Annotated in this window: 12 protein-coding genes; 4 read left to right on the forward strand and 8 right to left on the reverse strand. The window is 43.0% G+C overall.

Translation table 11 applies throughout. The features are described from left to right. The first annotated feature begins 69 nt into the window (after positions 1-69). Positions 70-2,514, forward strand: coding sequence for a hypothetical protein (locus VHE99_08835; GenBank protein HVV69116.1), 2,445 nt, complete (start codon positions 70-72; stop codon positions 2,512-2,514). Between the two features lie 86 nt (positions 2,515-2,600). Here the strand turns inward: VHE99_08835 and VHE99_08840 are convergent, their stop codons facing one another. Beyond that, positions 2,601-2,855 carry a hypothetical protein gene (locus VHE99_08840; GenBank protein ID HVV69117.1) on the reverse strand — a complete coding sequence of 85 codons (255 nt, stop codon included), beginning with the start codon at positions 2,853-2,855 and terminating at the stop codon, positions 2,601-2,603. A 236-nt stretch (positions 2,856-3,091) separates the two neighbouring features. On the opposite strand from VHE99_08840, the gene VHE99_08845 reads away from it, so the two are divergent. Next, positions 3,092-3,313 (forward strand): hypothetical protein, encoded by a 222-nt coding sequence (locus tag VHE99_08845; GenBank protein ID HVV69118.1) that lies wholly within the window; start codon positions 3,092-3,094, stop codon positions 3,311-3,313. 87 nt (positions 3,314-3,400) lie between these two features. Here the strand turns inward: VHE99_08845 and VHE99_08850 are convergent, their stop codons facing one another. Then, positions 3,401-4,156 (reverse strand): DUF72 domain-containing protein, encoded by a 756-nt coding sequence (locus VHE99_08850; GenBank protein HVV69119.1) that lies wholly within the window; start codon positions 4,154-4,156, stop codon positions 3,401-3,403. Between the two features lie 278 nt (positions 4,157-4,434). Between VHE99_08850 and recQ the strand changes: the two genes are divergently transcribed. After that, positions 4,435-6,249: a DNA helicase RecQ gene (gene recQ, locus VHE99_08855; GenBank protein HVV69120.1), complete on the forward strand. Its 1,815-nt coding sequence runs from the start codon at positions 4,435-4,437 to the stop codon at positions 6,247-6,249. Between the two features lie 193 nt (positions 6,250-6,442). Here recQ and VHE99_08860 read toward each other — a convergent pair whose 3' ends face one another. After that, entirely contained in the window at positions 6,443-9,598 is a 3,156-nt protein-coding gene (locus VHE99_08860; protein ID HVV69121.1) for a DUF3971 domain-containing protein, read from the reverse strand. A 189-nt stretch (positions 9,599-9,787) separates the two neighbouring features. Continuing rightward, positions 9,788-9,946 (reverse strand): hypothetical protein, encoded by a 159-nt coding sequence (locus VHE99_08865; GenBank protein ID HVV69122.1) that lies wholly within the window; start codon positions 9,944-9,946, stop codon positions 9,788-9,790. Between the two features lie 262 nt (positions 9,947-10,208). Between VHE99_08865 and VHE99_08870 the strand changes: the two genes are divergently transcribed. Continuing rightward, the gene (locus tag VHE99_08870) at positions 10,209-12,251 is read left to right on the forward strand and encodes a hypothetical protein (protein HVV69123.1); all 2,043 of its coding nucleotides are present in this window, start codon (positions 10,209-10,211) and stop codon (positions 12,249-12,251) included. 249 nt (positions 12,252-12,500) lie between these two features. Here the strand turns inward: VHE99_08870 and VHE99_08875 are convergent, their stop codons facing one another. Genes VHE99_08875 through VHE99_08890 form a run of 4 tightly spaced genes read right to left on the reverse strand, consistent with a single transcriptional unit; the run spans position 12,501 to position 21,353 of the window. Then, the gene (locus VHE99_08875) at positions 12,501-14,066 is read right to left on the reverse strand and encodes a PfaD family polyunsaturated fatty acid/polyketide biosynthesis protein (GenBank protein HVV69124.1); all 1,566 of its coding nucleotides are present in this window, start codon (positions 14,064-14,066) and stop codon (positions 12,501-12,503) included. 3 nt (positions 14,067-14,069) lie between these two features. Next, positions 14,070-15,377, reverse strand: coding sequence for a hypothetical protein (locus tag VHE99_08880; protein HVV69125.1), 1,308 nt, complete (start codon positions 15,375-15,377; stop codon positions 14,070-14,072). Then, positions 15,374-19,090, reverse strand: a complete 3,717-nt coding sequence (locus tag VHE99_08885; GenBank protein HVV69126.1) for a beta-ketoacyl synthase N-terminal-like domain-containing protein — start codon at positions 19,088-19,090, stop codon at positions 15,374-15,376. Before VHE99_08885 ends, VHE99_08880 begins: the two co-directional genes overlap by 4 nt. A gap of 7 nt (positions 19,091-19,097) precedes the next feature. Next, on the reverse strand, positions 19,098-21,353 hold the full coding sequence (locus tag VHE99_08890) for an SDR family NAD(P)-dependent oxidoreductase (GenBank protein ID HVV69127.1): 2,256 nt from the start codon (positions 21,351-21,353) through the stop codon (positions 19,098-19,100). Positions 21,354-21,401 lie beyond the last annotated feature (48 nt).

Here is a 21,401-nt window from a genome sequence, read left to right on the forward strand (position 1 = left end):
TAAGCTGTAGAAGATACAATAACCTAAACAATCCTTATATTTCTTCAAACTTTTAATTGGGTATTTGAAATGTCAAAAGAAAAAAATTCCACAGATGATGAGTTAGCTCCTAAAACGCTCAAAGAAATCTTGGAGGAACGTAAAAAATCAGACAAAGAATTCTTGGATAAACTCAAAGAATTAGAAGAGAACAAACTAGCTCGCCCGCCCACCTTTTTAGAAACAGCTAAAAACAGTTTTTCGGACTTTAAGAATAAAATAGCTGATATGGTAGCCACTCGCACGCCCGAGCCCACCATAAGTAAAGAAAATACTGGTATACAGAACCACAACAGCTCGGGCCCTGTGACCAGCAGTGATTCTACGCAAGAAGATTTCGAATTAACCAGCGAACCAGGGTCACCCCCTCCTGAGCCCAAACCCATTAATGAAATACCTAATATACAGAACGACATTAATCCTCACCCCGTGATCAGCAGCGGATCTATGCAAGAAGATTTCGAATTAATCAGCGAACCAGGATCACCCCCTCCTGAGCCCAAACCTATTAATGAAATACCTAATATACAGAACAACATTAATCCTAACCCCGTGATCAGCAGTGCACCTCAACCAGAAGTTCAAGCCGAACAACAACAGCAGCAAGATCATGTTGCTAGCAGTGAAGTAGCTCAACCACAAAAAGAAGATGAGGAAGAAGAAGAAGAAGAGAATGAAGAACGGCATGAAGAACAACCTCCACAAATCCCTATTGCTAGTGGTGAAGTAGCTCAACCACAAAAAGAAGATGATGATGAGGAGGAAGAGGAAGAAGAAGAGAATGAAGAACGGCATGAAGAACAACCTCCACAAATCCCTGTTGCTAGTGGTGAAGTAGCTCAACCACAAAAAGAAGATGATGATGATGAGGAGGAAGAGGAAGAAGAAGAGAATGAAGAACGGCATGAAGAACAACCTTCACAAATCCCTGTTGCTAGTGATGAAGTAGCTCAACCACAAAAAGAAGATGATGATGAGGAGGAAGAGGAAGAAGAAGAGAATGAAGAACGGCATGAAGAACAACCTTCACAAATCCCTGTTGCTAGTGGTGAAGTAGCTCAACCACAAAAAGAAGGTGAGGAAGAGGAAATAGCCTCCCTTTATCCAAAAATTGTTTCTAATGATTTTAAAGATCATCCCAAAGGTGAAACAGCTGAAGGCATGGAAACTGACCCAGATCTATTTGAAACATCTGATGAAGGTCAACCCTATCTACCAGTTGATCCAACATTGCATCGTCCTTCTTTCGCTCCCGGTAGTGTAGATACCTATTTAGCATATGGCCCAAAAGATCCAGACACTGACAAGAGAACGAAAATTGCGTCTATAGACGAAACTCATGACCACCAGGCAGCGGTAAGCGAATTCATACGTCATGCAGATAAAAGCTTCGGAAAAACCATGGACCATACTGTGACTATCGGTGGTGATTGGACTGCAGATAATGATGCCATTAACCGATTGATCGACACTGGCGTTAAGATTGAAGTGGCAGAAGGTTGCGCTCTAGATGATGATGCTAGGGAACGTTTAGCAGCTGCTGAAGTTGTCAGAAATAAACACCGGAGCGAATCAATTGCTCGCGATCAGTTCAAGGAGGCTTTAGAAGAGGAGCTGGAATCCAGAAAATTGAGGGGAATAAATATCAATAACTCGACTGATTCCACACTAGGAGAAACAGATGAAGATACTTATGGAGAAGAAGATTCTATCACATTCACTTCAACAAGCGATGATCCTCATCCCAAAACAAAAACAAATGATGATCCTGGCTTGAAAAAAGAATCTACAGATTGCGAGCCGGAATCTACAGATGACGACCCTAATGTCAAAAAAGAGTCTGATGCAAAAAAATCTAAGAAATTTGAAGCCAAAACCTTCAGAGTCAAAGACTATGATAACAATCATGACAAGACAGTTTCTGCCTGCATAGACCATAGTCTCAACTCAGGCAAGCCGCTGACTCAGTTATGCGCAAAGATTAATGGTCCCTGGAAAGGCAAAGATGCGGAAATTGAAAAATTGATAAGATCTGGCATTGCCGTCGATTTTGGTAAAGATTTCAAACCTAGCAAAGGCCACGAAGACCTGTTTAAACTCAACCAAGCTGCTCAAGAAGTGCGCAAGGATATTAAAAATGGACGCGGAACACCCGACAAATTTGAAGAAATGTTAAATGCTAGGATGAAGGCGCCGGCTGCTCCATTGGAAGAGAAAAAATCTGCATCTGCCGGCAGTGGAGCACCAACTGATGGAAAAATGCCATCACCCAGTGCGCCACCACCAGACGGAGGGAGGACAGAGCCAGCAAAACCCAGCACATCACCACCAGGCGGTGCGGGTGCAGAGCCCCTCCCTAAACCCAGCGCACCACCACCAGAACCGGGGGTCAAAGCGTTTTCCTGGTTTCCGAAAAAAGAAGCACCAGCAGCGTCAAATTTATCTAGACCAGGATACAGCAGTGGAGATGAATAGTAGAAATCCTTCTCCCGTCAGTGACCTTCTCCCGTCAGTGACAGAAGGAGTCCCCTGCGGAATGGGAGAAGGTAAAATCTACAAAATTATTTAAACCGCAGCAAAGAAACAATCGCAGCACCCGTCAGCAAAGCAATGCCAACTGACTTAAACGGATGTTTCTTAATGCAAGCTTCCATGCAATCACGACCATCGTGAGCGCCTTTCTTGGCGGAATTACTGGCAGCCTCGAAAGACTTTAAAGCATTATGCTTCACATTTTCGATAGCGGCAGCTAATTCTTCTTTTGCCTTTAGTAAAAGCTTATTCGTGTCTTGTAAACTGAAATGATTATTTGGCATATTAAACTCCTTGTATAAATTGTCGGGGTATTAAAAAAGCTTACCAAAACACGCAGCATCATGCGCATTGTTTTTCCACTTTCCCTTTAAAATATATAGTACTTAGAATTGAAAAATTCAATGCCCGTGTGGAATTCGTGGCATTTATCTACTAGATTTAAAAGTAGCTGTTAAGTAAAAAAACTAACAAGGTAAGTGAATTTACTTACAGAGTTATTAAATTTAAAGGAGCTACCATGAACAGGAAACCATTAATACTCATTTTCTTTATTATGCTTTTTTTAACTTTAGGTGCCTGCACGCATAACAGGACGGGTAATACCGTTGTTGGCGCCGGCGTTGGAGGTTTAGGTGGCGCTGTAGTTGGCGGGGCTGTGGGTGGAACCACTGGTGCTATTATCGGCGGCACAGCCGGCGCTGTAGGCGGTGCTGTTGTAGGTAACAAATACGGCACTTAAACGAAATATGCTATCTACTCACCCCCTTTTTCAAAGGGGGTGAGTAGGTAGTACGAAATATGCAAGAAACTAAATTATCGGCAAGGTTTATTCCTTGCCGATATTGTTTATATTTTTGCTCAATATTTTTTTAAGTTGTTTCGCATTGGTCGGCGCATAGGCGTGATAATCATTATTAAAGAAAACATACACTTTTTTAGCTCCCTGCTGTAATAAATGTTCAATACTGGCTGCAAATTTTTTCAGTTGTCTCGCTGTGTAGTTATCATCATACAGCGCTTTTTGTCCATGCAAACGCAAATAAGCAATATCTGACGTCACTTTATCGTAAATTTGGATTGCAGGGGAATCCACATTACAAAAAATGGCTTTAAATTTTATTAATATTGCTAACACCTCTTCTGTTAACCAAGCTTTATTTCTAAATTCAACAACTACCCTTGAAGCATCAGAAAATGCGGCTAATGCAGCCTGTAATCGCTCGGGATGATAAGGCATTCTTGGTGGAAGTTGTAACAAAATTAAGCTGGCTTTTTCTTTTAATGGTCGGATTGATTTTTCAAATCGTTCAATGGCTGGAGTCACATCTAATAAATATTTTCTATGGGTAATATAGCGTGAGGCTTTGACTACAAAATGAAAATTTTCTGGCGTGCGTTTATACCAACTCTTGAAAACTTTTTCTGGGAAAGTGCGATAGAATGTAGCGTTTAATTCTAAGGTGTTAAATTGGGTGGTGTAATATTCCAGCCATTGGTTTTTAGGAAGGTCTTTGGGGTAGAAAAGATCAGACCAATCAGCGTAAGTCCAGCCGGAAGTGCCTATATAAATGTGTTTTTTCATGATTCTCCTTACACATACCCCCTTTGAAAAAGGGGGTCGAAGGCCGCAAGGCCTGAGGGGGGATTTGAAGAGCTGGTGAGTACTAACACACAATATTGCACACCCAAAACTCTTTAAATCCCCCCTCAGGCCTTCGACCCCCTTTTTCAAAGGGGGTGAGAACTTGCTCCCTTCGGTCATAGTTGGGAGAGGAAATACGGAGTAGACACCCACCAACAACATGATACAGTATCGCCTCTCACAGTACCTCATCCAAAAATAAAAACTCACGGTGCAACATGTCCTCTGCCCTGGAAATCCTGCACAATGTCTTTGGTTACCATGAATTCCGTGGCAATCAAGCAGCAGTTACCGAACATATAATCAAAGGCTTAGACGCCTTTGTACTCATGCCTACCGGCGGTGGTAAGTCGCTGTGTTATCAGATTCCGGCTATCGCCAGAGCGGGTGTGGGTATTGTCATCTCACCCTTAATCGCCTTAATGCAAGACCAGGTCGATGCCTTATCACAGCTGGGAGTTAAAGCGGCGTTTTTGAACTCAACCCTTGACCCACAAAGCGCCTGGGAAGTTGAACAACAACTGATCAAAGGTCAGCTCGATTTGCTCTACGTCGCCCCAGAGCGACTTTTGACGCCGCGTTTTCTTAGCTTGCTGGAACAAACAAAAATCGCGCTATTTGCCATAGATGAAGCCCATTGCGTATCGCAATGGGGACATGACTTCCGCCCTGAATATGTGCAACTGTCGATATTGCATGAACGCTTCCCGCACATACCGAGAATCGCCCTCACGGCCACTGCCGATGCCCCTACCCGCCAAGAAATTATTGAGCGCCTGGGTTTACAGGAGGCTCGCCAATTTATCGCCAGCTTCGATCGCCCGAATATTGTCTACCGCATTGTACAAAAACAAAACGCCCGCGAGCAGCTGCACCGTTTTCTGGAATCCGAACACCGCGGTGATGCCGGTATTGTCTATTGCCTATCACGCAAACGTGTTGAAGAAACCGCAGCATGGCTACAGCAAAAAGGCTGGGAAGTGCTGCCCTATCATGCCGGTTTGAATAATGCTACCCGACAAAAAAATCAAATGCGCTTTATCCGAGAGGAAGGCGTCATCATGGTGGCAACCGTGGCTTTTGGCATGGGTATCGATAAATCCAACGTGCGCTTTGTCGCACATCTGGATCTACCCAAAAGTATTGAAGGATATTACCAAGAAACCGGCCGTGCTGGCCGAGATGGTTTGCCCGCTAATGCCTGGTTGTCTTATGGATTAGGCGATGTGATTGTGTTGCGACAAATGTTGGATAGTTCAGAAGCCGATGAGCAACACAAGCGTCTAGAGCGCCGCCGGCTGGATGCGCTGCTGGGTTTTTGTGAAACCACTTTGTGTAGAAGACAGGTGTTGCTGCATTATTTTGGAGAAGCGTATCACCCACCCTGCAATCATTGCGATAATTGTCTTACGCCTGTGGCCACCTGGGACGGTCAGATTGCCGCACAAATGGCATTATCTTGCGTTTATCGCACTGGACAGCGCTTTGGCGTGAAGCATCTTGTAGACGTGCTAACCGGTAAGGTGACACCCCAGGTAGCGCGCTTTAATCACGATAAGGTTTCGACCTTCGGCATTGGCCAGGCGTATACACCGCAGCAGTGGCAGAGTATTTATCGGCAATTGGTTGCGGCGAATTTGTTGACTATCGATATGCGTGGTTTTGGCAGCTTGCAGCTGACGACGCAGAGTCAGAAGCTGCTGCGTGGAGAACAGACGATTGCCTTTCGTAAAGATCCTGAAGTGACACGTAAAAAAGAAAAAGCGGCTAAACCAGCCAAGAAAACTGCTGCAGATCGCCCCCAAGGACCGGCTCCAGATGATGCATTATGGCGAGCGCTGCGTAGTAAACGGTTGGATTTAGCGCGTGAGCAGAGTGTGCCACCGTATGTGATTTTTCATGATAGTACTTTGATTGAAATTCATCACCAGAAGCCGCGCACGTTGGAGGAGTTTGCGACTATTTCCGGTGTGGGACAAAGTAAGCTGGAACGGTATGGAGAGATTTTTATTGATCTGGTTGCAGCGCATTAAAATCACAAAATCACCCCCTTAGAAAAAGGGGGTCGCAGCCGTCAGGCTGCGGGGGGATTTAAAGAGTTTTGGGTGTTTAATACAGTGTGTTAGTACTCACTGCTTTTTAAATCCCCCCTCAGGCCTTGCGGCCTTCGACCCCCTTTTTCAAAGGGGGGTGAGAACCTCGCAAAAAGGAAGTGGGCGGTTGACCTCAAACCTTCTCAAAAACCGGATCCGTCCAACTACCCGTCACATGATACGTCGTACTAAACAAGCCATTTAAAATTCCACCAATCAATTTATTTATCACCCATACCCCTGCCGCGACAATGGGCCCACCAATAAATATCGACGCACCCGCCAGACTGCTAGTCAAAAATGGCGTGATTTTTACTGATAAATCATAATCTTTAGCGCCAAGGCCAATACGCCCCTCTGTCTCAATTTTAGCAAGATCACCTTTAATCAAAGCATCTTTGGTTTCAGCATTACCATTCGTCACAGTAAAATCCCCCGTTAAATCATCAAAATCAAAACTGGTTTTTGGCGTTAAAATGCTAAAAGGTTTTAGTAATAAATTTTGTAAACTTTGTATGGTCAATAAATTTAAAATCCTGCCTAGACCCGCTTCAGCACGATTATTAATGACATTTAATATTTCACCTTTTTCAAAATCAAAAGCGAATTTGCCATTGAGTTTATGAGTATCTACTTCATAAAGCGGACCTGGCCAGCTTAAAGTAAAGCTACCAAAACCTTTGGCGCCCTTTAAACTTTTAGTCAGATTCCAATCCGACAATAACATACCCAAATTCTTAGTTTTTAGATATCCGCCGAGAATCGTGCTGGGTTTACCATTAATACTGCGCCAATGCCCCATAGCAAGAAATCTAAACAGAGGAAAATCTACACTCAATCGAGTAATTTGCATGGCATTTTTTTGCCGCATCGTCAAAAAGCAGATGGTGCCTAATGGGTGTTTATCAATATAAACATTCTGAAAAATCAGATCTAATGAGGGAATTTGTTGGGGATTAATATAACTGATATTCTGCATTACTTTTTTAGTCGCTACGTTTTTCTGTGTCGCATTCACTGTAGAAGAAGTTAAACAAACACGTTGAAAATTCGCTTTAATGAATTTATCGGAAGATAAATCAAATGGAATCGAAATATATCCCTGTAAATTAACACCATTGACTTTAATCAACCAAGCATCCAGCATTTGTTTCACTTGAATTAACACTTTATCCACGGTGATACCAAAGGCGCTTAATTTATCGATATTGAGAGTAATATTTTTGATATTCATTCTCTCCTTACCTCCTGCCTTTGCCGGTTTTGCAGTCTTTTTAGCTGTGATTTCACTTGATGAAAAATATTGACCCAACTCACTTAAATTCAAGCTGGGAATTTTAGCGTTAACGATCAAACCTGAGGTATTGGGCAGTTTTGCCGGTTTACCACCTAATTCAATATCACCACTGACTAGATGGGTGGTTTGCGCCTGATGTTCTAAAGCTAAGGCTGCACTTAATTTTTTCCCATAATCGAAGAAAATATTGGCTTTGTTATCTGCGGATTCGAGTTTAATGACAGTTGGCTGACTTTGCTCTGGGGTTTTCTTCAAAGGCACAGGCAAATTAACACCCACGCCTACCAAGTTAGAATTCACTAGAAGGCCAGTATGCACTTTATCATTTAGGGTCGTGAAAGTTAGCTTGGCTTTATATGGCGCCACGCCAGTTAAAATGGGCGTTAAAAAATCTAAGTGATAATTTTTAATCACCTCTGGCAGAGATAAGCCACCTATAATGTTAACATCAGTTTCAATGCTTGGATTTTGTAACGGAACAACAATAGCATTATGCCGAGTCACGATATTAATTGCAGTCGGTTGACCGAGCCATTGCCCTTTGATTTCTTTGGCATTCACACTGTTCTCAGTAAACTGTAAAGCCCCTTGCACTTTATTTAAAACAATTTGGTAAGCCGGTATTTTTAAAATACCTTCCGGTTTCAATACATAATGACCATTCACCTTGAGGCCTTTTGACTCATATAAGGGCGCGATTAAATCTATCGTTAAATGGGTTGGGCCTGTGTAATCAAGATATCTGAAGGTATCGCCAATCACCGCATTTAACGGACTGGCAAAAACAAAGCGACTTAAATCACTATATTTAGCATCTGAATTCCAATGCAATTTTAAAGTAGCGTGATGTAAATCGGGAATTTCTGCATGAATGGCGTGGGTATCGACTCCCAGCACTTTAGCATTCACCACATCGGCGCTAAGACTATTATTATTAAATTTCAGATGGCCGTAAATATTCGTGAGATCAGGCCAGCCGGATAGGTAATGTAAATCAGTATTTTCTATTTGCAGATTAGCCTGAAATCGACCTTTACCATCTGCAAAAGGAAAATGCGACAGCGGTCCTTGCAGCAGCACCTTGCCATGCACGCTATCACCGTTAACCAAGGCAGTTTTTAACCAAGCATTTAATTTTTCCGATAACATCCCACGAGGAAGATACTTAAGTAGTTGGGTGATTTTATTGTCAGAAAAATTAGCATGTAGCAATATATCCTTATCATTTTTGTGAAAATTAACATCCATCACCGCTTGGAGCTTTAAATCGGCATTGCTCAGAAAAAGCTGTTTAACAGATAACTTCCAGCCTTGCCTTGTCTCTAAACCGGTTAAATCCAACTTGATACGCTCAAAAGTTAACGGCTCGGTAAACAACTGCGGGCTAGTAATTTTCGTATGATCGGCATCGAGTTTGAGTGCACCCACAACAGGGGTCAACAATAATTGTAAATTTTTGATGGCTGCTTCTGTGCCATCCATTTTTTTCAGGTGCACATCCACCTGCGCTAAACCAATTTGCTCATAGTTTTTCAGCCAAGTAAGAATATCTTCAATCGGATGCGTGGAAGTTGGTCCTTTTGGTTGAATTTTTATACCGTTAATCGCCCAAGTATCATTGGGGAATTGCTCGATGTATAGCTTAGCGCCAGATAAATAAATCGTATCTGGCATTAAACTCCAATGGGTTAAGCTTTTAAGCAGATTTAAACTGAATTGCAGATGCTCAGCTTGTAGCTGTTTAATCTGTCCGGTAGCGTCGTAGATGGTGATGTGATCGAGGTCAATCACCGGTAATAAACCGTGCCAAGCGCCGGCGACTTTACCGATTGTCACCGGTTGATGGAGGGCTTGACTGGCGATTTTCTCAAAGAAGGGTTTGTAATGATTTAAGGGGCGGAAGAAAATGCTTGCTGAAAAAATAAATAATAATAGCAAAAATGCTATGATGGTTACAAATTTTCCGTATTTTCTTGCAGCATTATGATCCACAATGATTAATCCATTAACTTATCTTGGTTGATTATAACGCTTGTTAGTCTCTGGAGAGTAGGAAATTTTTCCGCAACTTCATCACTTCCGCCCCTCCTTTGGAAGGGGCGGTAATTCGAGTCCTAAAATTTATTTCTACGATACTGGATTAGCTGCGCATCTTACTCGGGTTTATAAAAGTTAGAGACTTTAAACCAACAGCCGAGGAATAAACTCAGAAGTACTCAAAGGCACTGCCACCCCATAACCGCTTAATTGCGTCGCCCACGTAATCACCGCAGCACCTTCCAGAAAATTATAACCAATCGGTTGCACCGTGCGATTTTCAAATGTTTCTAAAAAGAGCAAGAGGGCTTGGCTGGCGATTTTCTCAAAGAAGGGTTTGTAATAATTTATAATGACGATGACTCGGGAACCAAATTGAAAAAAGACACAATAATTTTTTTCTTAATTTTTTCTTAATTTGCAAATGCTATATTTGCATATTAAAGAAACCGAGATAAATCAACTGATAATCCCTAGCATTGTAATCTCCCCCTTTATTATCAAAGGAGGAGAAGCAATTACGAAATATCTCTACAACCTGATACCCCCTAAAAAGAGAGCCCAGATGAGCGATCAACCTTCAGAAATTAAAAAGCCAGAATTAAATAGTCTTCAGCAAGAAGCTTCCGATACTGCAGATGAAAAAAAAATCATAACGCACGCAGATCTAGCTAAAGAGGCCAGGGATCTCGAACTTGCGAAAACTATGTCTTTGCAAGCAAAAACCGCAGAAAACGAAGATGATGAAGAGTATGTACCTCTGCGTTCTCAATTGAAAGAACTTCCAGAAACACCACCAAAACCAGATGAATTAAAAGAGTATTCGCAGATGGTGGCTCAGCAACTACAACTAGAAACTGATAGCGACACAGCTCGAACTATTGCGGATGCAGATAAGAAACTTCAGTTAAATTCTTTACCAGATCATTTGATACAAGAAGCTTTGCTCGGGTTAAAACCAAAAGAGATTTTTCAGTTTGGCGATTTGTCCAAAGATATGCAGTTAGTAAGCCGAGACAAAAAGCTATGGCAAACATTTTTACGAAAGGATGCAAAATCAGAAAATCCAATTTCTGATTTTTTTGATGTTAAAAATAAAAATCCTATTAAACGGGCTCCTGAATATTGGCCGCTTACTAAGAACGATCCTGATTATTTCGGAAACCACAACTCAAAAGATTATGATCCATCAACACTACCAATTAAATTAGCTAAATTTTTTATGGATATTGTTACTAATTACGAGAATGATAGTTTTGCAATACTAAGACTAATTTCTTGTATTCTTCGATTTCCCAAAGTCTATGCAGAACTAAGAACTTCTAACGCAGATCTCCCTGATGAGAAAGAGGAATATATTAAAGAACTATTTTCCCGTTGGTTTAACTTGGGAAAAAATGATTTAGGCAAAAGCTTTTATAATCTTGGTACAATTTTTTTATCATTTCCAACATTTTCTTCAGAATACTTTGAAAAAGTACCAGAATTGATTCAAGTAATGCAAAAACTGGCCGGGGTGCATGAACCTGACACTACGGAGGAACCTGATGAATTGGCAGAGCATACTCCCTTATCAAACTCAGATATAGCTATAGCACTTCTAAATAAAGCTGCAGAATTCGAGTATTATCAAGCTAAAATTTTGATAGCTGCTTTAGAGTTTGACAAAATAGATTCAGATCTACCTAAAGAAAAGATAATACAACTGTTTCAAGAAGCACGGAAAAGTTGGTTAAACACACAAAAACACTTAACCAATTCATCTGAATCTGAAAAAGATTATGCTTTTGTCGAGTATGCCTACCAACTCCTCAAATCAACAAATCTAAATTACTTTAAAAAGTCATTTTCTTATTTAAAACAAGGAATGGAAAAGATTCCACAAGATGCCATTAGCTCTGTTAATCAGGGACCTATGCCTAAATGGTTAAAAATCATTTTAAAAAATGATCCAAGATATGTCACTGATGGGTTATCTAAGCGATTAGGTATAAATATAGAAAATTTTGATGATGAAATAGACATAGGTAAATTATACTTTCAATTAGCAAAAAATATTTTTGAAAAAAGAAAACAAGCCAAGAAATCTCCGACGCCTACTGAAGAACATGATTTATTAATGGATTCAATGCCTCATGTCGATATGTTATTACGACAATCCGCTAAACTAGGATATTCACAAGCTAATTCATTACATAAAGCGCTTGTGAATCAAGGCGAACTGACACCATTAGCCTGGGAAATATCTACGAGTAGCGGTCAATTATTTTTTCCTCCCCCTGTAGCAGGGATGATGCAGAAATTACATGAGGTTATTGCTATTTTACAGCCCATATTTCCATATGGAAATAAAGTATTAGATGACCTGTTGAAATTGATGCACAAGCCCGAGACTATCAAAGATTGGGCAAAAAATTATGCAGAAAGTTACGCTACTAAATTACAAGAAATTTCACATTCGATGGTTTTGCCAGCCAAAGATCAAAATGCGCTTGGTCGCGCCAAAGCGATTTTAAATTTAATGGCAAAACAAGCAAATTTATCGCCTTCGCCTGCAGATACTGAGAATACTCGAGGACAATCAACGCTACCTTCTTTGTCTGAGTGATTTTCGCAGCTTGGTTATACAAATAGGTTTCCAGCTCCCTTGTGGGCTGAGCTATCCGATGCACACATCTCATTTAAGACTCAAAAAGAAGGCACGTCATCCCGGCAGGAAGCCGGGATCTAGTTCGCAGGAAAGCGAAACTTTAACTTCCCTGTCAACTAGATCCCGGCTTCCTGCCGAAACGACGTGCCTTTTTGAATTTCGCGCCAGCAACTAACTAATTTCCCTCTCCCCTTGGAGAGAAAAATTTTAACCCAGCGGCCGAGGAATAAATTCAAAAGCACTCAAGGGCACTGCCACCCCATAACTGCGTAATTGGGCTGCCCGAGTAATCACCGCAGCACCTTCCAGCAAATTATAACCAATCTGTTGTACCGTGCGATTTTCAAGTGTTTCTAAAAAAGAGCCTTTCACCCAATCATTAAATGCGCCCATCGCCGGACCACACCAAAGCTGATAATCTAACCGGCGTGATTCATCACCGCTAATCGCCCAGCGACTAGATAACCCCAAATAAGAGCGAAATACCAAGGCCATACGATGCTTGGGATTTTGTTCGGCTAATGTCACCTGACGTGGATCACGCGCGGCAAAAAAAGCTCGGGTATTTTTCCAAACTTCTTCAAGCGTCGCATGAAAACATTTTTCCTCAAGATTAGCTTTTTCTTCTGCGGGGATGGCTTCAAGCGTCGGGTATTTGACATACAGTTCATAAAATTTCAAAGCCCGCCGACTAAATAAAGTGCCACGCTTTAATACTTGCAGCTTCACACCCAATTCAAACATGTCCGCTGCCGGCGCCATTTCGACATCCGTCATATCTGCCTCAGCTAGCATAGCTTTGGCTTTGGGACAAATACCGGCTTCTACCGCCGCTTGATTCACGCTACCGGTGAGCACATAGGCTGCGCCCATGGCAAAAGCGGCAGCTACTGCCGTTGGCGTACCCAAGCCACCTGCTGCACCGACACGCAAGGGTTGTGCATAGCCATGTTTTTCTGTCATTTGCGCGGCAAGATGCTGAATCACCGGAAATAATGCACCTAATGGGCGATTATCGGTGTGTCCACCAGAATCGGCTTCGGCAGTAATATCTTCAGCAACAGGAAGATTTTTAGCTAAGTCAGCTTCTTGTTGTGTGAGTTTGCCTTGGCTGACTAATTGCGCTAACAATTCACCCGGCACTGGCGTCATAAATAACTTGGCAACTTCAACGCGTGAAATTTTAGCTAATACATGATTGCGTCTACAAATGTTCCCTTGCGAATCGGTATGCAAACCGGAAAACGCATAATGCACAATGAAGGGACTTAACGACATATAGGCAGAAGCAGATACGCGCTGTATGCCAAAGCGTAAAAATAAATTGACAGTTGCCTCTTCTAACGCCGGTTCATTGGGGTTGAAGATTAAATTCGCACCCCAACCGGAAAAACTTTGTAATTGCTGATAGATCTTCTGCAAATTTTTCTCAACGACATCCGGCATGAGACCAGCTGCGCCGAAGGAGCCCATAAAGCCGCTTTTAACTGCGGCGATTACACATTCGGCTGAGGCGATGCCGTTGGCCATTTCTCCAACAACATAGGGGAAACGCAGCTGATGTGTGGCTAGAAAATTAGCATCCCCCAACCATTCTGGATATAACGGCGGCAAAGTAGCTATTAAATTTTCTTGCTGCAATGGGTCAGTAGAGATTTCTTTAGCTAAAACCGGCTCGTATCTTTGTGTGTGTTTATTCAGCACAATATGAATAGGTTCTCGCACTTGCGAAACAATTTGAGCAATATTTTTTGGGTAGGTATTTTGGTTCATAATTTAATTCTCTTTAGGCACCAACCGCATACAAGCACCTTTGACATACAAGGCCTTTAAACCATCGATCATGCCAAGCAAATGTGCATAAACTGTTGGATACGGCTCTGAGATCACTTCCTCAATAAAAATTTCATAGCTAATTTCTTTGTTTGTCGGTAAACATTGTCCACGGCAGCGCATTTGCAACTCTTCACCCGATACCGGTTCAAAACGCCAACCCTCTTTATCTAAGGTATAACCTAATGCCGCCAGATAAAAATTCAACAGTTGCGAACCTGCCTGCGCCATCAAACTTCCCGGCATACAAGGATCATTTTTAAAATGGCCTTTGAAAAACCAAGCATCGGGAGATATTTTTTGTATGGCACGCATATAACCGCGTCCAGCCGGCCCACCTGTTGGATTAAAATGTGTGACCTCATCAATGAAACACAGCGCACCTTTTTCAATGCGCGGACTATATTTTTGCGTTTGTGCTTTTTCAAAGCCGGCGCCAAAACATTGATAAATATCACCGGCAGCAAATGCTTTAACCTGTTCCGCATTAAAATGCTCGCGCTGACAAATCACTTTAGGTGCATCCACTCTGGCATTCGCTTTATATTTTGCAGTCGCTGCATCCCAAACAATCCCGGCAGACTCAGCCAATTCCTTATCAGTAAAAAAACCCGCTTGACCTTTACGCATGCTAATGCGTAACTCGCCATTAATGTAGCCATCATAATGAAAAAATGCCAAACGCAAATCACCTAACTTTGCAAAACCTTCCAATTCAATCTCAAAACATAAGGTATCACCAGGTTTAGGTAACTCGCCGTGAAAAGTGGTATTTGCCCCTAACAAGCGAAAAATGCGCTCACCTTTATTATAAAAATCCGCGCCCATCCAAGAAACCAACAGCAAATTCGCTTGTCCTGCCTCTACCATAATTCCTGGCGGCATATGGCCATCGTGTAAATACCAGGCATCCGCCGCAATATCAGTTTCAGTCCAAATTTTCCCTTTAGACATGCTGCCAGGTTCACCTTCAATTTTCATCACACGATCGACAAATAATACGGGCGGCATTGGCATGCGTACTTGTCTGACATAGGCATCTTGTTGCGCAAATAACGGGCCAAACACTGAGGATATTTTGCCGCTGGCCAAAATTTCTAAATCTTGGCGGTTGAACAAGGGTTTTATTTTCTCATGCTGCTCAGACATTCTTTGCAATTGCGCCAAGGTCACTGGCTCTAACGGTGGTATGGGCTTTACAGTCACATGAGCGGCGTAGCCTAGGGTTCTGCTGTTAAGTGCTTTATTCATGTGGCTAGACCCTCTTTAACAGCCTGATAATCAATCCTAACACCGGCAGCGATTAATTCTGCCATCAAATGCATGAGTTGCACCAAACCCGAGCGACCGGTTTGATCATAATGCGTCGCTACATATTCTTTATCGCCTAAAATCTCTTTAATCCAATGACTGCACAACCCTTGAGGACCATGCTCAATAAATACCCGCACTCCGTCATTCCAAGCATTCTGAATCAACTTCGGAAAATCCACCGTCTCTGTGCCTATTTTTAACATATGCTCGGCTACTTGCGCTCCCGTCAGCGCATAAGGTTTGCCAGTGATGCAGGAATACACACGTATTTTTTCGGAAGCAATATGCCGATGATAGAATTGATACCAAGGTTTGGCCGCTGCATGCACTTCTGGACAATGCACCATAAAATCAAATTTGAGTTTATTTACAGCTTGCACGTGCAGTTTATCGATAATACGTCGACAAGCCGCCGGCAGACCTGCAATGACGCCATCATGTGGGGTATTGATAATGCTTAAATGGCAATAAGGTTCATCAGCCAGTGCTTGGCGAATCAAATTAATATCCGCATGTACGCGCCAATTTTGCCAACCAATTTCCTCTTCAGTTAAATTAGGATAATAATCACGCAACGCAGTGTATTTACCGTATAGCAAATCGGTAAACAATCCAGATTGCACGGCAAAACTCGACATAGCATCCAAGTCTTGAAAAATCCCATAAGCACTCAACGCATTAGTTTCACCTAAAGAATGTCCCATAATGCAATCGGGTGTAATTCCCAAAATATCGCGACTCAACAAACAATGCAGCCAGCTAATATACGCTGTGGCCAATGACTCTTCGAAAAAGTTTTTTGGATTAAAAGTTTGACCATAGAGCAAATCTAATATCGATTGTAATTTAGGATAAAGTTTTCGAATTTTATAAATTAATTCGGGAAATGCCAGCGTTAAATCAATTCCCATATCCTGATAGGAAGTGCTGGAACTCGCAAACACAAAAGCGATTTCACCTGCCAGCGGATGATCCCGATAATAGATGCCATGATGCGGTAAACTGGGATTGGGTTTAGTGGTATTGAGCAATTGCAAGGCAATGGGTAGCTTGCGCTCAAGCATTTGTTCGTTGTCAGCCACTATCACCAATTTTGCTGTACCAGTTTGAGAAAAAGTCTTGGCCTGCAAAGCTTGAATCACGTCACGACGATCCTTGCCGGAGAAACAATATAGCTGGGGCGGTGTTCGCAATAAAAACGGCTGTAAATGATTTTTGCTAACTTCAGCATCTGCTGCAATATAAAAACTTTGTTGCTGACCACCTAGTGCTGTCACTTCAAGTTTCGCAACATTGGATTTATTCTCAACGACCCAAGGCAACGGAAAATTTTTACCCGATGTTGCCGGTAACAAGCGCTTATTGCATGCCACAGCAGCTAAAGCTAAATGCAGTAATCCTGAAGCGGCATGCGCATGTCCAAATAAATGACTGAAACTAGTTTCCGTCAAAGTATAAGAAACCGATTTCTCTAACACCGCATCTGGCATCGGCGTCAACACTGCAACAACTGTTTCTTGATCGCGCTGCGCATCGCTCAAGCGCTTTAATACCAAAGTCACTGCAGCATCGCCGGCTATTTGTTTTTCAGCGGATAATAAAGTTTTAGCAACCGCTTGGTGCATAGCGGTACAACTCATATCCACAGCCCCCACTAAAGCCATATCGATTTCTTTGGCCTGCAAGGCATCTATGGCGATTTGCAAAGCGCTAATACCGGAGAGTTCTTCACTGCTGACAGCAAAACACGGACCTTTAAAATCAAATTCAACCGCCAAATGGCTGGCAATAATATTAGTCATAGCGCCAAGCACATTAGCGGCATGACAAGGATTGGCGCAAACACTGTCACGCGCCTTAAGTAACCATTCTTGAGACACTTCAATGCCCGCTTTAGCAAATAATCCAGGCAACATCCAGCGTATACCATAATGCGCCCCCTCAGGATCACCCCCCATGCCCATATACACGCCAGTCTTATCGCCCAAAGCTGGTTTTTTTACCTGCTGCATGGCTGCTAATCCAACTTTTAAGATGCTCAATTGTTGGCCTAAAGTGTCCTTTAGATCATTAGGCGGGCAGTGTAAATTGAGGGGTAAATTAATTTGCTCAGTGCGCGCTTGACGACTACCCTCTATTTCTTGCAATAAAGAATGGCCAGTCATGAAATGTTCGGTTAATTGCTGCAGGTTGGAGCTAGTGCCAACGATAGCATCGACTGCAATTACTGCAATCGCTTCTTGTGATTTCGCGTCAGTGTCCTGATTTTTATCTGTCTGTGCGCTTGTGCTGGATTTTGATTTCTGCACAAAAACAGTAAATTGTTCTGGCTGATATTGCTCAAGGATTAAATGTGCATTCGTACCACCCATGCCAAAACCGTTAACAGCAGCCCGCAAGGGTTGCTGCTCAGTTTGCCAAGGTTGGGCTTGTAACAACGGAGTAAACTTGGAATTTTTTAAATCTTCTAGGGGATTTTCCAAAGTTCTAATCGGCGGCAATACGCCATGCTGCATAGCACAGAGTACCCTGCTGACGGAGGCGGCTGTAGAAGCGGTCAATGCATGCCCCAAATTAGATTTCAAGGCGCCTAAATATAAATTCTCATTCTCCTTGAAGATTTGTTGCATGCTATGCAATTCAATTTTGTCCCCGACGGTCGTACTGGTGGCATGGCATTCCACATAGGAAATCGTGTTTGGATCAATGCCGGCCACAGCATAAGCTTGCTCCATTGCCAATATTTGCCCAGCAATGGAAGGCGCCAATAATCCATGTCCACGACCATCATTGGATAAACCAATCCCACGAATCACTCCCAGTATAGAATCTTTATCACGCACCGCATCACTCAAGCGCTTCAATACAAAAAGCCCACCGCCTTCTGACGGTAATAAACCATCTGCGCGACTATCAAACGGTATGCATTGTCCACGCCGACTTAAGGCATGCAGGGTAGTAAAACCCATCAACAAAAGCAAAGTATCGCTGGCATTTATTCCCCCTGCCAACATGATATCGGCTCGTCTTTGCTGTAATTCTTGGCATGCCAATTTCAAGGCATATAAAGCAGAACCGCAGGCCGCATCCAGTGTATAAGCCACGCCAGAAAAACCCAGCGCCCGCGCTAAAAATTGCGCTGGCAAACCAGACATAAAGCGATTACGCGCATCGGCTTTATCAGGACAGAGCGCTTGCAATTGTGGCGCTTGCTGCGTTATCCAATTCTCAAGCGCCAAATGGATAAATTTTGTGGTGGAATAACCTAAATTAGCAAAAATAACACCGGCGCGACTGTGGCGCAGATCTGGCGCATACCCAGCCATCGCTAACGCTTGTTGCGCTAAATATAACGGCCACTTAAATACTTGGTCTAAACCCTGAATTTCTTTAGCGGGTATGAGAAAAACATTAGGATCAAATATCTGTTCAAAACCAGTGACATAACCACCACGCGTACTCCAGGTATGATCGACAGCTAGCGGATTGTGCGGATCGATTATATGGGAAGGATCAATCAGCCAATGCCCTTTTGGAGACTCACTCAAACAATCTTTTTTATCTAAACTGACTCGCCATAAATCCTGGGGACTATGTACACCCGGAAATAAACAGGAATGGCCAATAATAGCAATGGGTTCAAACGACATAATAATTTCACACCGGTACGACAATACCTGTTAAATTTTCTACTTCTGCTATGGGTCGACCATCCGCCAAACAATATTGCACATGGATAATCGTGCGCACGTTATTTTGCGCTTTAATCTGTAAGGTTACTTTTACTTTCTCTTGCACAATACCAGGTTCATAGAGCACAAACCGCTGCATTGCCATAGGCAACACTGGGCCGACACGTAGGCAATTCCAAAGCCAACCCAGTTGTAAACCACCATCGATTGCAGCGACATCTACGCGCCAATCACCCGGATACAACCAAGCGGCATTGACTTTGCTTAGCTCCTTAATTCCATAGACAATACCGCGCCCACCCTCTGATGACAGATCAGAGATCTGCTGCAAAGCTTGGAACGCTGGGCCATGAAAAATAACCCCTTGTTGATAAGCTTGCTCCGCAGTCCACGGCCATTCTGTCCCTGCTGGCAAAGCAATCGGTTGAAACACTGGCACCGTGTCACTTAATGGTATGGCGGCGGTATAATGTAAAACACCTTCTGCTGAATGCAGCTGCATTTGTAAATATTCACCCTCAGGGCGGCTTTGTTGTTCGCAGTCCACATAAAAGCTGTGCCCTTCTTCAAAATGGTCAAGACGAATAGCTTTTAAGGCTTTTAAATCTTCGCATACTGCAATCGGTAGTTGAGGATAGAGCAATTTTGCCGTCTGCATAAACCAGGCCAAGATTTGGCACATTGGTATCACGGGTAAATTCTTGATACTGTGATCGATTAAATAATTATCGGTAGCATAACTGATGTTAAAACGTTTGCTAGCGCGAATTTGTTGTTGCGGCGGCGCCATCATACCGCTAATACCCAATTCGGTCTGGCCAGGAGCACTATGCGTGATTTCATGAACAAATAATTTTGCACCGACATCTAATGGGATTAAACCGATGTTTTTACGGTTGAAATGCTCCAATAATTCGCTGGAAACCATACCGGCCGCCCATGGCCCCCAACCAATAGCTTTGACTAAGCAATTGTCGCCTCTTTTTTGCTGCTCCGCCTCAGCCACTCGATAAAGAATTTCATTGGCCATAGCATAGTCGCATTGTCCGGCATTGCCGAATCGACCGACCACAGAGGAGAATAAGCAAATCAAGCGCAATGGTTCTGTCGCTGTCGCTGCCAATAATGCCTGTAAACCCAGCACTTTCGTGTTAAAAACGGCAGAAAATTGTGCCTCAGTCTTATCTTTAATTAATTTATCCGCTAAAACACCGGCGCCATGAATAATACCGGTAATTGGCCCCCAGATTTGACGGATGCGTGCGACTTCGGTTTGTAACTGCTGTGTATTTTGTACATCGCAGACTCGGTATTCGACTTCTGAACCAGCGGCGCGTAAGGCGTGTAAAGTTGCAGTGATTTCTCGCGCGGCTAAAATCTGCCGCGCCTGTTTTTGAATTTGCAGTAAATTGATTTTTTCGGCATTGGCCTTGGCTGATTGAACCAAAATAGCAATTAATGCTTCTTCCGTGTTTGCCTGTTGGCAGAGTTCTGGTTCTTTTTGCAGCTCGGTGCGGCCTAACAAGACTAAGCGCGGTTGGTACTGTTTAGCTAACTCAATCAAACAGGCCGAAGTCACACCACGAGCCCCGCCAGAAACTAATAAAACCGATTGTGGTGAAAGCACACTTTGAAAATCACCTGCGGCTTTATCTTCGCAGATGATTGGCGTAATACGACGACCCTCAGGGGCAAATCCAACCTCAATCTCAGTGCCTCCCTCGAACAACTCAGACAATAATTTATCCAATGCCTGTTCTAAAGTCTGAACCTGACGCGCTATATCAATGATTTTCAGATTAGCTTTTGGCCATTCGTAGGCTGCGGTTTTAACTAAACCGGAACCGCCTGCCGCCCAAGCTTGAGCTGCCTCAAAGGGTCCTAACCCAAACAACCCACCCGTATCTTGCAAAACCACTAAACTGCCACCCTGCTCGGAAAATCGCGTTGCCATTTTTTTAGCAATCGCAAAATTCAGCCGATTAGAATCAATCGCTGTATCCTGGTCAGTAAAACACTGCCATGCCAATAAGGAAATGACCACTTCAGCATTTTCTGGCGGCTCTAAGTATAAACCTGCCTGACAACCGCGCTGTTGTAAGCATGTGACTAAACTCTGAGCTGTGGCCATTTCTGCCACAGCCGGAATCACAGCGACCAACCCGCGTCGTAAACCCGGTAACTCCAAACCAATGGCGGGTTTATTCTGCGCTTTCAGCACATATCGAATGATACCGGCAGGATACGTGATAGTGTCTGCGTCGCTGTT

It is taken from the genome of Gammaproteobacteria bacterium (assembly GCA_035546635.1).
In the GTDB taxonomy this organism is placed as follows: Bacteria; Pseudomonadota; Gammaproteobacteria; order JAURND01; family JAURND01; genus DASZWJ01.